The sequence below is a fragment of the Flavobacteriales bacterium genome (assembly GCA_016704485.1).
Taxonomy (GTDB): Bacteria; Bacteroidota; Bacteroidia; order Flavobacteriales_F; family PHOS-HE28; genus PHOS-HE28.
This window is the reverse complement of record JADJAA010000003.1, coordinates 94,702-108,225: the sequence shown is the minus strand read 5'-3', so window position 1 is coordinate 108,225 and position 13,524 is coordinate 94,702. Positions and strand designations below refer to the sequence as shown.

11 protein-coding genes are annotated in these 13,524 nt (G+C 48.5%); 6 read left to right on the top strand and 5 right to left on the bottom strand.

Features of this window, described 5'->3' with window-relative positions; genetic code table 11:
* Nucleotides 1-14 precede the first annotated feature (14 nt).
* Together IPF95_17480 and ytxJ are read right to left on the bottom strand one after the other, a co-directional pair.
* Nucleotides 15-344, bottom strand: a complete 330-nt coding sequence (locus IPF95_17480; protein ID MBK6476475.1) for a hypothetical protein — start codon at nucleotides 342-344, stop codon at nucleotides 15-17.
* Nucleotides 341-694: a bacillithiol system redox-active protein YtxJ gene (ytxJ, locus tag IPF95_17475; protein MBK6476474.1), complete on the bottom strand. Its 354-nt coding sequence runs from the start codon at nucleotides 692-694 to the stop codon at nucleotides 341-343. The genes IPF95_17480 and ytxJ overlap by 4 nt, the downstream gene beginning before the upstream one ends.
* 311 nt (nucleotides 695-1,005) lie before the next feature.
* Here ytxJ and IPF95_17470 point away from each other — a divergent pair, with 311 nt between their 5' ends.
* Both IPF95_17470 and IPF95_17465 read left to right on the top strand, forming a co-directional pair.
* Entirely contained in the window at nucleotides 1,006-3,285 is a 2,280-nt protein-coding gene (locus IPF95_17470; GenBank protein MBK6476473.1) for an AAA family ATPase, read from the top strand.
* 262 nt (nucleotides 3,286-3,547) lie between these two features.
* Nucleotides 3,548-3,739, top strand: a complete 192-nt coding sequence (locus IPF95_17465) for a cold-shock protein (protein MBK6476472.1) — start codon at nucleotides 3,548-3,550, stop codon at nucleotides 3,737-3,739.
* Nucleotides 3,740-4,353: 614 nt separating this feature from the next.
* Here the strand turns inward: IPF95_17465 and IPF95_17460 are convergent.
* Both IPF95_17460 and IPF95_17455 read right to left on the bottom strand, forming a co-directional pair.
* On the bottom strand, nucleotides 4,354-5,934 hold the full coding sequence (locus tag IPF95_17460; protein ID MBK6476471.1) for a DUF1501 domain-containing protein: 1,581 nt from the start codon (nucleotides 5,932-5,934) through the stop codon (nucleotides 4,354-4,356).
* An 8-nt stretch (nucleotides 5,935-5,942) separates the two neighbouring features.
* Nucleotides 5,943-7,598: a DUF1800 domain-containing protein gene (locus IPF95_17455; protein MBK6476470.1), complete on the bottom strand. Its 1,656-nt coding sequence runs from the start codon at nucleotides 7,596-7,598 to the stop codon at nucleotides 5,943-5,945.
* Between the two features lie 153 nt (nucleotides 7,599-7,751).
* On the opposite strand from IPF95_17455, the gene xth reads away from it, so the two are divergent.
* The 3 genes from xth to IPF95_17440 all read left to right on the top strand — a co-directional run bounded on the left by xth (nucleotide 7,752) and on the right by IPF95_17440 (nucleotide 9,685).
* Nucleotides 7,752-8,516 (top strand): exodeoxyribonuclease III, encoded by a 765-nt coding sequence (gene xth / locus IPF95_17450; protein MBK6476469.1) that lies wholly within the window; start codon nucleotides 7,752-7,754, stop codon nucleotides 8,514-8,516.
* Between the two features lie 48 nt (nucleotides 8,517-8,564).
* Complete coding sequence (locus IPF95_17445) at nucleotides 8,565-8,984, top strand: DUF4260 domain-containing protein (protein MBK6476468.1); 420 nt, start codon at nucleotides 8,565-8,567, stop codon at nucleotides 8,982-8,984.
* A 125-nt stretch (nucleotides 8,985-9,109) separates the two neighbouring features.
* On the top strand, nucleotides 9,110-9,685 hold the full coding sequence (locus tag IPF95_17440) for an aminodeoxychorismate/anthranilate synthase component II (GenBank protein MBK6476467.1): 576 nt from the start codon (nucleotides 9,110-9,112) through the stop codon (nucleotides 9,683-9,685).
* 22 nt (nucleotides 9,686-9,707) lie between these two features.
* Here the strand turns inward: IPF95_17440 and IPF95_17435 are convergent, their stop codons facing one another.
* Nucleotides 9,708-12,176, bottom strand: coding sequence for an LPS-assembly protein LptD (locus IPF95_17435; protein MBK6476466.1), 2,469 nt, complete (start codon nucleotides 12,174-12,176; stop codon nucleotides 9,708-9,710).
* A gap of 169 nt (nucleotides 12,177-12,345) precedes the next feature.
* Here IPF95_17435 and IPF95_17430 point away from each other — a divergent pair, with 169 nt between their 5' ends.
* Entirely contained in the window at nucleotides 12,346-13,506 is a 1,161-nt protein-coding gene (locus IPF95_17430; protein ID MBK6476465.1) for an N-acetylmuramoyl-L-alanine amidase, read from the top strand.
* Nucleotides 13,507-13,524 lie beyond the last annotated feature (18 nt).

The window sequence follows — 13,524 nt, the reverse complement described above, 5'->3', positions numbered from 1 at the left end:
GTTGTGATAGGTGTTCAACGTTTCCGCAATACTCCTTTCCCTTCCCATGCAGCTATGCTTTGGGCATCCCCCAAGCGGAAGAACACGGGGATCTTCAGACGTTTTTCGAATTGCACATCCAGTTTACAGAAGAGTCCTAAGGCGTTATGATCATAGCTCGAAGGAATACGGGGTAGGGTGGTAGCCCCAAAATGTCCTGACTCATTTAAGCGTTGATCGTGCTGCAAAAGTGAGAACCGTTCGGTGTCGGTAGGTGAAGCCGAAAAGTTGAACTGAGCATTAGCTACACCGGTTGCCGACACCAGAGCGGAGCAGTATATGATGCGGACCAAACTGTTGTTCATTGCGTTTTTGGTACTTGTAACGCAGCGATGATATTTTCATAACCGATCCCGAAATGTGCATTGACCTGAACGCATTTCCCATTGCGGATCACTAATGCCTGCGGCGATTCATGCTCTATTCCGTATCGTTCTGCTATCGCGTTGGAGATCGGTCGGTAACGTAAGAGGTCGAGAAAATAGATGGCATGTGCTGTATCATCATCACCGGTCCATGCACGCTCCAGCCGTCCAAGCGCTGCACTACTAATGCTACAACGCGTACTGTGTTTAAAAATGAGTACAGGCTTCTCTTTCGAAGCTTCATCCATCGTGTTGAGTTGGTCAATATCGGTAAGTGGGATCCAGTTCATTTTGGAGTTCAGGCAATGAGCTTGTAAGATAACAAAGTTCTTTGGAGCCTTATTGTCGCGAGCGTGCTGAAGTACTTACACTTTGCTAACTATGGTCAGCCCATCTGCTGATCAAACCTATCTTACCCGCTTCGCCAGTGACGACTATTTCGTCAATGCCAACTGGAGCCGTTCTTCACACGTAATACTTTATGACCTTGGAAATTGGGAAAGTAACCTTGACCGCTAACCTGCGGACCCTTGCTTCGTTTCCATCGGATAATGCGATCTTGCAGCCTGCAATGGAACGTTTGGAACACGAGGAAACCGAAATGGCCACAATGGCTGCGCGTTTTGTCAATAGCACTTCGCGCCACGTATTCCTTACAGGTAAGGCCGGAACTGGTAAAACTACTTTTCTACATCGCCTTGCACAGAGCACGCACAAGCGGTATGTGATCCTTGCACCCACCGGAATTGCGGCGCTGAATGCGAAAGGCGTTACGATCCACTCTCAATTCCTACTTCCCTTCGGCACCTACATTCCCGAACGGAACTTGCCAGCGGATATACCGGCGTACGGCAATTTCCACGACCGTGATACGCTTACGAAAAGACATCCGCTCAATGCCATCCGCCGCAATGTGCTGCGCAGCATCGACTTACTGATCATTGATGAAGTGAGCATGCTCCGTGCGGACCTGTTGGACGCTATCGATCACAGGATGCGCAGTGTTCGGGGTGTTTACGATCGCAGTTTCGGTGGGGTACAAGTGCTGTTGATCGGTGATCTGCATCAGTTGCCACCTGTAGTGAAGGATACGGAGTGGAGCATACTTCGCAAATATTATGCGAACGCTCATTTCTTTGAGTCACGTGTGATCAAGGAAGCGGGTTATGCGCATATCGAACTGGACAAGATCTTCCGGCAACAGGATGGTGAGTTCATCGATATCCTGAACAATTTGCGTAACAACACGGTAACCGCAAAAGATGTGGAAACCTTGAATGCGCATTACAAAGCCAATATCCCCAAGAGCGAGCAAGACGGCGTAATAACGCTCACCACCCACAACCGGATCGCTGATGAATTGAATAATGAGGCATTGGCTGCTTTGCCAGGAAAGTCACACGTTTTCAGCGCCGATGTGGAAGGGAAATTTCCGGAAAGCATGTTTCCGGTGCTGACTGAATTGGAATTGAAAGTGGGGGCGCAGATAATGTTCATTCGGAACGATATGGAGAAGGTATACTTCAATGGAAAGTTGGCCAAGGTCACGGACATAACGGAGGAAGGGATAGAGGTGGAGATGCTCGATAACGGACTGTCCTACACGTTGAAGAAAGAGGTCTGGGAGAATAGACGGTACGTCGTGAATGCGAGATCGAAGCAGCAAGAAGAAGAGATCGAAGGCACCTTCGAGCAATACCCGGTCAAGTTGGCTTGGGCAATTACAGTGCACAAAAGTCAAGGACTGACATTCGATAAAGCGATCATTGATGTGGGCAATGCATTCGCTCCAGGGCAAGTGTATGTTGCGCTATCGAGATTGCGTTCATTGAAAGGGCTAACGTTACGCACCCGAATAGATCCTTCCGTTGTTTCTACGGATAGGGATGTAATGGCCTTCAGTGAACGGCAACACACGCAGCAACCATTATCGCAACAATTGAAGGAGCAACAACGCCATTACCTACAAGCTGTATTGATCAGCACATTTGATCTTGGCGATATCATGGTGAAGGTCGGTTTTGTGCAAAAGGACCACTCGGATGTGGACGAGTTCGAGGACGCCAGCATGAAGACCGCACTGGCTCGATTCAAGCTGAAGTTGGAAACCGAAGTTCAGAACACCCGCACATTCCAGAATCAATTAGTGCGGTTGTTACACAGCGATGACCATGAAGCACTCCTCGGAAGGATCGAAAAAGGTGGTGCCTATTACTCGGCCATATTAAAGGAGAGCATAAAGGATCTTCTACAGCATCTGGCCCAAGTGGAAATGGTGAGCAGGAGCAAAGGGTATGCGGATGATCTGCGTGAGATCGATACCCTATTGGCGAAGAAGTTGCAAATGATCGTTAAAGTGGGATATATCACAACATGCATCCTGAATGGAGAAAGCATACAACGTAAGCCGGAATTGCAACAGGATCTTGCTGATCAGCGCACGAGCTTGGTTAACGAAATTGCCGAATGGGCGGAATCCAATAAGCCAACGACCTCTAATAAGACCGGCCGCAAACGTGTCCGGAAAAGTGCCGAAGGGGTATTCGCAAAAAAAGGATCGAGATCCAAAGTTCTGAAAGGGGGGACGTACAAGGCAAGTTATGCCCTCTTCAAAGCCGGGAAGAGTATTGCCGAGGTTGCTGCCGAACGAAAATTAACGGAAAGCACCATAGAAGGACATGCAGCAAAAGGGATCGCCGCTGGTGAAGTAGAGATCGGTGCTGTATTGGATGATGCCACGCGCAATGTTATCGCCACTTACATAAATGCGAACCCTGAACATGCTAGCAGCGAGATCTTCAATCATTTCGGAGGAAAGCATGGGTATGGAAAGCTGAAGATGGTTCAGGCATGGCTCCATCTGGATAAAGGCGATGCCTAGTGGACCGCCCGATCTTGGACGGTCTTATCTTGTTATCTGATTCACTTTCAGTCAGTTGACGGATCTGCAGTAGATCCGATCCTATCCTGGTCGAGTGAATTTATATCCGAATGTTAGGGCTAAATGGACCTAAGAACCACGTTGGATAGGGGTATGACTGAGGTCGCCGGAATGGTGATCACTGGAAATTTGCTGGTCAAATGTCGGTTGCATTGTTCAAACTACCTATCTTGCGCTCTCATTAACAACACAGTACAGTAAAATGCCAAGTGGTAAAGTAAAATTCTTCAACACGGAGAAAGGTTTTGGATTCATCACACCTGACGAAGGAGGAAAGGACGTTTTCGTCCACAAAACCGGAACTCGTGAAGCGCTCTGGGAGGGCGACTCTGTTTCTTATGAAGTAGAGGAAAGCCCTAAGGGCCTGAATGCAGTGAACGTACAGAAGGCGTAAGCCCAACAGACGATCCAATTTAACGAAGCCCCGACCTAGGTCGGGGCTTCGTTGCGTTCAGGGGTTTCGCAATTGGGATGGTTAGTTCATGAATGAAATATCGAACGACTTCATTGATGTTTAGCGCGGAAGCCTTCGTACACATTAAATGCACAGAACCTGAAAAGATGACCTAACTGGGTGTAGCCTGGAGCTATGCTTCAACTGAGCGTAGCCTGTGGCTACGCTCTCATGCAGTAAACATCGTAGCCTTTGGCTACGCTAAGAAACGTAGCCTTTTATGGCTCAGCGCGCGAACTGCCATGTTTTTAGCGGCTGTTGGCACCAGTGCTTTTTTATTTCACTTTACTGATCTTGATCGTCTACCTAACTTGGCGTAGCCTGTAGCTAAGCTTCAACTGGGCGAGCCTGTGGCTACGCTCTCATGCAGAAAAAATTGTAGCCTGTGGCTATGATCAACTGAGCATAGCTTGTGGTTACAATCACAAGCTCAAGCTGTGCGTAGCCTGTGGTCCAACTAAGCGTAGCCTGTGGCTACGCTCTCATGTAAATTACATCGTAGCCTTTGGCTACGCTTAATGCTTTTCGATACTGTTGCTACGAACAAACCAACCTCACCGCACCTTCAGCATATTCTTCACTTGCTGGAGACCTTCGTTCTGGAAACGTGCATAGTACACACCGGATGGTAGTTCGCCAAGATCCACATCAGCAGTGTAGGAACCAGGGGCCATCACACTGTTCAATACGGTTCTCATGAGTTTGCCTTGCTCATCAAATACTTGGATCAGCACACGGCCGCCATTGCTTGTATAGCTCAACGTAGTACGCTCTACAAATGGATTCGGGTACACGCTTAGAAGGCTGTTGCCAGCACGTTGGTTGGCCTCATGTACGCTGGTACCAAGACATCCTGCGGGATCAATGATCGAAAGCGGCTGGTACGTATCCAGTAATACCTGATCAACCTCGCTCGGTTCCAAACAGAACCAATCCGTTAGTACGGAAGCATAGACCGAACGGAAATCATACTGCATCGCCAGGTTGGTTTGATACGTACTGTTCACAGGGATATCCGGATTGGTTCCTGTCATTCCGGGAACCACTTTGGTACCGAACATGAACATGGGCAACGCGCTACCATGGTCCGTACCACCGGACGCATTGTCCACGATCCTTCGACCGAATTCGCTGAAGGTCATGCCAAGCACGCGGTCTTCAAGGCCAAGTAGGTTAAGGTCATCCTGGAATGCGTGGATCGAATCACTTACACCTTGTAAAAGCTCAGCATGGTTACCGGTAGTGTGGTCACTTGCTACCACTTGTTCCGCATGTGTATCGAACCCGCCTACGCTTACCCAGTAGATCTTTGTCTTCAGGCCACCGCAGATCAACTGAGCAACGATCTTCAATGCTTGGGCCAATCGAGCACCCGGTTCCGTGCCGGTAGGATAGAGGGTGCTCTGATTGCACCCCGCCGCAGCGGCTGCATTGATCACATCACCATAAAGATCCGTTTGCCGTTGCACATTTCGAACGAAGCCAAGTTTATCTCCAGTGCAATCAGCAGATAGTGGATCATTGAAAATGTTGCCGGTCAGATCAACGGTATCATCTGTATTGTTGATGGCAACACCCATGCTAACGCCCATGTTCTGTAAGCCGAGACTTACCGGACCACCGACACGGATCGCGAGCGGATCGGGCATGTCGTCATTCGGATAACCGGCTGGATAGTTAGGATACTCGATGTTCAAGTAGCGTCCTGTCCATCCGGAATTGAGTTGTTGGTCCGAGTTGGCCCCGGTCTCCCAAATATCCGTTGAGCGGAAGTGCGAATAATTCGGATCCGGATAACTCACACCTTGTATGATGCCGAGTTTGCCGTCTTCCCAGAGATCACGCATTCCACCCATTGCTGGGTGCAGACCAGTACCACTAAGACCGGTAAGCGGTAGTACTTGTGTTTCAGGTATCAGTACGTTGGTCCTGAATTGGCTGAGTACGTCGTATTGATCCAAGGGGATCACGGTATTGAGACCATCGTTGCCACCGATCATTTGTACAATGACCAACACACGGTCTTCCAGAGCGCGTGATTTCAGAGCCTGCATCAATGGACTGCTGAAGCCCCGTACGCTAAGGCCACCCAAAGTTACCAAGGACGAGTTCCGGAGGAAATTTCTTCTGTTCATGGCAATTCTTAATGAAGGTGGATCTCAGCGGCCTGTGCCATTTCTCCATACATCCAAAGAAGTATGGTCGGTACAAGTTGTGCGGTCATATTTGTCGTGTTCGGGTCAGCGGCGTAGAGATCGTATGCATCACTCCAGTATATATCTGACTGTTGCCCCAAAAGCAAGTAATTGGTTTTCAATTGGTCTTTTACCGATTGTGAAATAGGGACGTTGTATAGCAGGTCAACGGTCTCCGATACGAGTACATTCGGGTCACTGGGATTGCTGAATTGAGCAACCACCGCCATGAAGTCCACTTTATGCGTCAAATTCTGGCTAACCGGCTGATACATGACGTCGTCCGTGATGAAACCGGAATATAGAATGCCTAGGAGTGTGTTGACCCGTGTAGGGAACGTCGCAGTATCCATCCACAGATTATCATATTGAGGATACTGGTAATATGCGGGCCACCCAGCTACATTCGGCGGATTGAAAAGGTTCTGTCCTGCATAGTCGACCAGGTAATATACATCTCGCCATGCTGCATATTGCGCCTCGAACTGTGCAGGGGTCGGCAATGGCATATCCAACATGCGGACCGCACCTACTACAAGATCAACCGGACTCTTGATCATGCAAGCTTGCACTTCAACACTGTAGAAGTGAGCACTTGTCAATAATGCATGCATAACGATCCTGATCTGGTCCGGAGCACTGGCGTTCGCGCGGAACAACTCAGCAAGTGGCACAATAACATCTGCTTCGATGGTCGGTGTGATCTCCCCGTGAACGAAGAAGCGATAGATCTCCCTGCATATGGACAATGAGACCTCGTCCTTTGTGAAGATCATATCCAACAGCGCATTCATTTCCGAAGGCCCAGCGGTTGGTCCGGTTTGCCCTTGGATCAAGGTATTATTGAAGAACCCACTGAATGTTTTGTCCGTGGTGTCATGATTCACTGCGTAGAAAGTTGTTTCCGGAATTATTGGCTGCCCCCCTTGCTGTAACAATAAGCTCCAACCGGTCAGCACCCGTGCAGCAGCTTGCACATCCGCTTCGGTATACCCACTACCTTCCCCTAGGGTGAATAGTTCCATGACCTCACGGGCAAAATTCTCATCCGGAGCCGCAACTGTGTTCAAATAACCATTCAGGTAAACAAGCATAGCACCACTGGTGGAAACACCGTACATCATCTCCCGGAAGTTGCCCATGCAGTTGTCACGCAGTAATTGATCGTAAGTGTAAAGGAGTTCGGGGATGAAAACCTCGAATGCCTGATTAGGCATGTGGTTGAACCAGAACAAGGTCAATTTCTCACGTAAATTCCGTTCCTGCTCAACGAATAATCCTGTTCGCCAAAAAATAAGATTTGCAATACGGTTCGTGGCGATGTCAGCGTCTTCAAAATCACGAATGGTGTTGATCCAAGTAGCTCCGAATGGTACATCAGGATCTACCAATGAAGGGTCCGGCGTTGCTCCATTCAGACCCCAATAGGTCTTGATAGGAGGGGTCGTGTTATTCGTGAACGTCAGTAGCTCTTGAACTGTTTGTTCCAATGAGTAACCGCTAAAGTGGGCAAGATCCGCATTAGAACAACCAAAAAGCGAGCGCCGAAGCAAATGCCGCAGCTGTGGAGTTCCGAAAGGGCCAGCGTAAGGTTCTAATGGCATGGTAAGGTTGTTCTGGGTATGACGTAAGGAACATGTAAAGGTTTATCGATCAATGTGAAAATGCAAGTATTTAAGACGAACATTTCAATGTGAACGGCAAATTTGTGGTATAAGAAACTGCTCCTTGTACTCGAATAACGAGATTTGTACACCATGAAACTGATCTCATTCAATGTGAACGGCATCCGTGCCAGTGTAAAAAAAGGGCTTGTCGATTCGTTGAGAACGATGGATGCGGACATCTATTGTTTCCAAGAGACCAAGGCTACACCGGATCAAGTAGGAACAGCGCTACAGGATCTGGTGGGCTACCATGTTCATGCACATGGAGCAGCGAAATTGGGATACAGCGGTACCGCGATCGCAAGCAAGGTGAAACCGGTTAAAGTTGAGTACGGTATACCCAACGGTGAAGAGCACAATTCCGAAGGAAGGGTCATTACAGCAACCTTCAAGGACTTCATAGTAGTGAACACGTACGTACCTAATTCCGGGCAAGAACTGAAGCGGTTGACCTATCGAACGGAATGGGATGTAACATTACGCGCCTATTTAGTGGAGCTATCCGCACAACAACTCCCGGTCATTTTTACCGGCGATCTCAATGTAGCTCACCAGCCCATCGACATTGCGCGACCTAAAGAGAACTACAATAAAACCGCAGGTTACACACAGAAAGAGATCGACGGGATGTCTGCATTGCTTGCAACCGGATATGTGGACACCTTCCGTAAAAAGCATCCTGAACTAGTTAAGTACAGTTGGTGGAGCCAGCGCTTCGGAATGCGAGCAAAAAATGTGGGATGGCGGATCGATTACGTGCTTGTAAGTCCAGGATTCGAGAAAAAGATCAAGGACGCATTCATCTTGAATGAGGTCATGGGCAGTGATCATTGTCCTGTAGGGATCGAATGGTAGCGGCCCTTTGGGAATGAAAAATGATCAATGAAAAATGTAGAAGTTAGAATGAAGAACCTACTTCGGCTTGAAGAGCTTGCGCAGTTCATTGTTTGCATCCTTGCCTTGTTCTTTTTCGACGTTCCTTGGTGGTGCTATTTACTACTGCTCTTTGGTCCAGATGTGAGTATGATCGGTTATTTAGTGAATTCGAAAGTAGGAGCGACCTCATACAATTTACTACATCATAAAGGAATCGCTGTGCTTATAGCTGCGCTTTCATGGATAACTGCATTGCTTAGTGTACATGCCATTGAAGGCGAGGGACTCGCGTTGGTTCTCTATGTCTCTGCGATCATACTATACGGCCACGCTAGCATGGATCGCATTTTCGGTTACGGCCTCAAATTCGGAGATAGTTTTCATCACACGCATTTGGGCTGGATCGGTAAAGCAGCTCGTATTCAGAAAGAACAAGAAATTACATAAAAGACCCTTGCACGAGCAGAAGAGAGAAGGCAATATCAATCACCTCAATCGACCAACAACTGTTTCTGCGTTGATCAATTCTTTCAGTGTCATCTGTGTTCTATTCATCCATCACGTGTCCCCCAATGCGGCTCCTCCTTTTAGACAACTACGACAGCTTTACTTGGAACCTGCACCATTTGTTGGAGCCGTTCGCGCAAGTCGATGTGGTACGCAATGATGCGATCACGGTGAATGAAGCATCTCAGTACGATCGGATAGTGCTTTCTCCGGGACCTGGATTACCGAATGAAGCGGGTATCATGATGGAGCTTCTGGATAAGCTCATGCCATCGCATTCAATACTCGGGGTCTGTTTGGGTATGCAGGGTATCGCAGAGCAATGCGGAGGCACCTTGTACAATCAGCAACGTGTGATGCACGGCGTAGCGGTAAATTGTGAAGTGATCGATCCTACCGATGCGCTCTTCGAAGGAATGCCATCTCAATTTGAAGTGGGTCTTTATCACAGTTGGGCAGTAGATCCAATTGTACTACCCGGGGCGCTTCGGGTAACGGCCAAGAGCAATAGTGGGGTGGTGATGGCGTTGCGTCATGTGCAGTACGACACTTGCGGCGTGCAATTCCATCCAGAGAGCGTGCTTACACCAAATGGTGATAGGATGATCGAGAACTGGGTAAAAAGCTCAGGAAAAAAATGAACTGGTCACCAAGCCGGAGAGATCAATAGAGCAAATTCCTGTTGTTTCCATAAGGCTTACGCAATTCATATTTCAGATCTCGCAGAACACTTGCTTTAACGTTGATACGGAAGCTGAAGCTCTTCCGAACTCCAAGAGGTATGATGTTGAAGTTGAATTCCCAGCAATGGAGATCCCAGTAGAGGTTCAATGAGGTTGGTGTAATTTCTTGTGCTACCAGATCATAACCACTACTGATCCCGAGTTTCCAATATTTCAGGATGTTCACGTCGCCATTGAAGAGCACGCTCTGACGTTCACTGTCCGTACTTGTCCCGCCTGCATAGGACCGTGTAATGTCATAACTATAATTCACACCCAACCTCCACGGCAGACTGAAGTTGATCTTTGCTCCTTTGGACGGGTCGCTGTCCTCTACGACCTGCGCATCGTTCGTATCGCTTGTGCTGCTCACGGTCTTACCATATTTCTTACTTTTCAATTCAAAACCCAAAGCCACGTTGGTATAGGTCATGCGTGCCAAACGACCGGTAACGGAGCGCTCACTGCGTTCGATACGCTGGCCTAACGTGTCCACGGCATAAGGGTCCCAAAGACTCACCACATTCACGTTGACAATGTTGAACAACTGTGTGCGCGCGGCAAGGTTTACCGGCGACCAACGCAAACTGTCCTTAAGGATGTCATAGCTCGATGTGATCCCGATATAATCGAAGAGCTTGATCTTTTTGAATACGGTACTGTCCAACCCCGAGTTCTTTATGTCGCGCACTTTGGCCTCGAGGTTCTGGATCACACCGAGGTTTACTGATCCACTTGCACCTGCAGCGGGCTTGCCATATATCCCAATGTCCATTGGTGAATAATTCGAAAGCGCACCGTTCACACCGAATGGTCCTTCGATCTGCGTGCTTTGGTCGGGTCGGTAATTGAATCCCACGGAAGGGGTTATCGTATGTCTGATCGCCTGTAAGTTCTTCCCACGAAAGGAGTACATGCCATACAGTTTGCTGGTCAGCGTGGCGCCTGTGCTCCATTCTTCCGCACGCTTGAATCCTGGGACGGTATCCGTTACCGTGTAGATCGTATCGGCCGATGTGAAGGTCGTTTTTTCCAAGGACATGAAATACCAGCGTTCACTGATACGGAAGTCCGGATTCAACGAGAAGAATTTATTCTTGAGACTGGTTGTTATTGCCGCAGTGTGTCGAATACCATTCTGCATATCGCGGGTCAGTGCTGACAGGTTGCTGAGAGAAAGCTGTTCCTCCGTTGTGCTGAGCTTATTATCGAAATTGGCCGAATAGTTCACTCCTATCTGATCATATAGTTGATCGTACCAATGCCGCTTTGTTCCCGGTTTCTTGATATTCTGGAAAGGAAGTATGCGTGTAACATTGAAGGCTATGGCAGGAAGCGTTAGGTCAAATGTGCCGTTCAATGTGTTCTGGCTATGACGCAAATTGGCACTTAGGTTGTACGGCTTTCCTATCCATAGATGCGTCCAGTTAATATTGCTCTGGAATGTATTGCTCAGGTAATCGGAGGTATTGCTATTGAAGTTATTCGTGAAATTGCGGCTCGTACCTACGTTGACACTTGCAGTGAATCGATCGGTAAGACTTGCTTTAGGGTCGACGTTGTGATTCCACCTCAGGAAGAAGTTGTTCTGTTTACTGAAATCCGGGTATTCAGGGTCGCCATTCAACTGCGTGCTTCTGCTGATATCCAGATTACCACTATACCGATACCGCGTACTGTATCGCGTAATTCCACGTAGGCCCCAGGAGCCTCGACTATAGATGTCTCCGGTCAGTTGCAGGTCCAAGTGGTCATTGATAGGCAGGTAATAACCACCGTTCAGCAAGAAATAGCCCAACTGGGCACTGTTTCCATATACGGGGATCAAGATCCCGCTGCTACTTCCTTTTTTATTCGGGAATAGACCAAAGGGTACTGCAAGAGGGGTTGGGATCTTTCGGCCCAATTTCATGTAAGCTGCTCCCGTAACGATCTTTTTATCCGGTATCACCATCATCCGGTTCACTTTGAAATGGTAATGAGGATATGGCCTGTCACATGTGGTGATCATTCCGGCCCGGCTATGCACTTCGCCATTACTATGCCGCTTGCTAAGTCCTGCATGTAACCACGTGCCTTCCTCTTGGGTGCGCACTTCCCGTATGATCCCCTGCTTTGTCGTGAAGTTGTACCGGATGCTATCGGCCTCGATGGTTTTGCCATCCTGAACAAATTCAGGCTTACCGATCGTTTTGCCAGTCGAGTCCAGCACACCAAAGGCCCTTGCTTCTTCGTTCTTGAAGCTGAAGGTGATGCGATCAGCAGTGAGCTGTACATCTTCATATTTTACGGTAGCTGCGCCAAAAAGGTATACGGTTTGCTCTTGAATGTCATAGCGGATGCTATCACGTGCAGTATAGAACACTTCGCTTTCCAATGCTTGTCCATAAGCACCAAAGGAAGCCCACATCAACATGGTAGTGAGGAAAACTGAAAATACACTAAGGAACCTGCCGGAGATCCTGCAATTAGATTCGTACCCGGAAGTCCGGAAGCGTGGCGGTGCCTTCATAAGTCTGCAGTTCCCTTTGGAAAGCGGGCCGAAAATTACACAACGCCGACCGGGACCATTGGAACGCATGATCAAACAGTTAACGTATGTAAGTGTGGTAGCGGCCGCACTAACGTTGTTCTGCTCGCAAGCATTGGGCCAAGGTCGCGATGCAAGCCGTATTCGAACAGTGGTTCTGGATGCTGGGCATGGTGGAAAAGACCCCGGAAATTTGGGCACAGGTCGGTTCAAGACCACTGAAAAGGATGTTTCGCTGAATGTTGTCAGGCTTATAGGTAAGTATATTAAGGAGGCATATCCGAATGTAAATGTGATCTACACCCGCGAAGATGATCGTTTCATTGAGCTGATGGAGCGTACCAATATTGCAAATAAGGCCAAGGCCGATGTCTTCATCAGTATACACTGCAACGCGAACGAGAACCATTCACCGAACGGCTGCGAAACATATGTTATGGGTCTGCACAAGACCGAGGCCAATATGCGAGTGGCACAAAAGGAGAATGCTGCCATTTTGATGGAAGATGGCCACGAATTGAAGTATGATGGCTACGATCCGAAGGATCCCGAGAGCATGATCGCTTTGGGCTTGCTCCAGAATACGCACATGGACCAAAGCCTTTTACTGTCGTCATTGATCCAGAAGCAGTTCAGGGAACGCGTAGGCCGCCCGGACCGCGGCGTGAAACAAGCAGGGTTCCTGGTGATCAGTTACACCACGATGCCTGCGGTTCTGGTGGAGTTGGGATTTTTGACCAATGCAACTGAAGAGGAATTCCTACAAGGCGAACTTGGTCAGGATTACATGGCATCGGCTGTATATCGGGCATTCAAGGAGTATAAGGATTCCATGGAAGGGGTGGATACCACCACTGCTTCGATCCTTCCGGAAAAGCCTAACGATCCGGAACCTGACCCGGCGTCAGCGCCACCAGAAGAGACACCGTCACACTCCAAGGATGCGATCAGATTCAAAGTACAGATCGCCACGACCAGTAAACACGTTGATCCCAAACCGAGGAATTTCAATGGACTGGAAGGCGTTGAAGAATACAAGAGTGCTGGTCTGTTCCGCTATTCCATCGGTAATGAGCATTCGCTGGAAGGTGCACGTGCAGTTCAAAAGCGGTGCAGGGATGTCGGATACGATGGGGCTTTCATCGTTGCATATAGGAATGATCAACGCATGGATCTGCAAGAAGCGCTTAAATTGGCCCAAGGTCAGTGAATAAGGACAACGAAGTAG

Bases quoted from the DNA above. Each gene is read 5' to 3' on its own strand.
- IPF95_17480 (MBK6476475.1), bottom strand. From the start codon at position 344: ATGAACAACAGTTTGGTCCGCATCATATACTGCTCCGCTCTGGTGTCG.
- ytxJ (MBK6476474.1), bottom strand. From the start codon at position 694: ATGAACTGGATCCCACTTACCGATATTGACCAACTCAACACGATGGAT.
- IPF95_17470 (MBK6476473.1), top strand. From the start codon at position 1,006: ATGGCCACAATGGCTGCGCGTTTTGTCAATAGCACTTCGCGCCACGTA.
- IPF95_17465 (MBK6476472.1), top strand. From the start codon at position 3,548: ATGCCAAGTGGTAAAGTAAAATTCTTCAACACGGAGAAAGGTTTTGGA.
- IPF95_17460 (MBK6476471.1), bottom strand. From the start codon at position 5,934: ATGAACAGAAGAAATTTCCTCCGGAACTCGTCCTTGGTAACTTTGGGT.
- IPF95_17455 (MBK6476470.1), bottom strand. From the start codon at position 7,598: ATGCCATTAGAACCTTACGCTGGCCCTTTCGGAACTCCACAGCTGCGG.
- xth (MBK6476469.1), top strand. From the start codon at position 7,752: ATGAAACTGATCTCATTCAATGTGAACGGCATCCGTGCCAGTGTAAAA.
- IPF95_17445 (MBK6476468.1), top strand. From the start codon at position 8,565: ATGAAGAACCTACTTCGGCTTGAAGAGCTTGCGCAGTTCATTGTTTGC.
- IPF95_17440 (MBK6476467.1), top strand. From the start codon at position 9,110: ATGCGGCTCCTCCTTTTAGACAACTACGACAGCTTTACTTGGAACCTG.
- IPF95_17435 (MBK6476466.1), bottom strand. From the start codon at position 12,176: ATGTGGGCTTCCTTTGGTGCTTATGGACAAGCATTGGAAAGCGAAGTG.
- IPF95_17430 (MBK6476465.1), top strand. From the start codon at position 12,346: ATGATCAAACAGTTAACGTATGTAAGTGTGGTAGCGGCCGCACTAACG.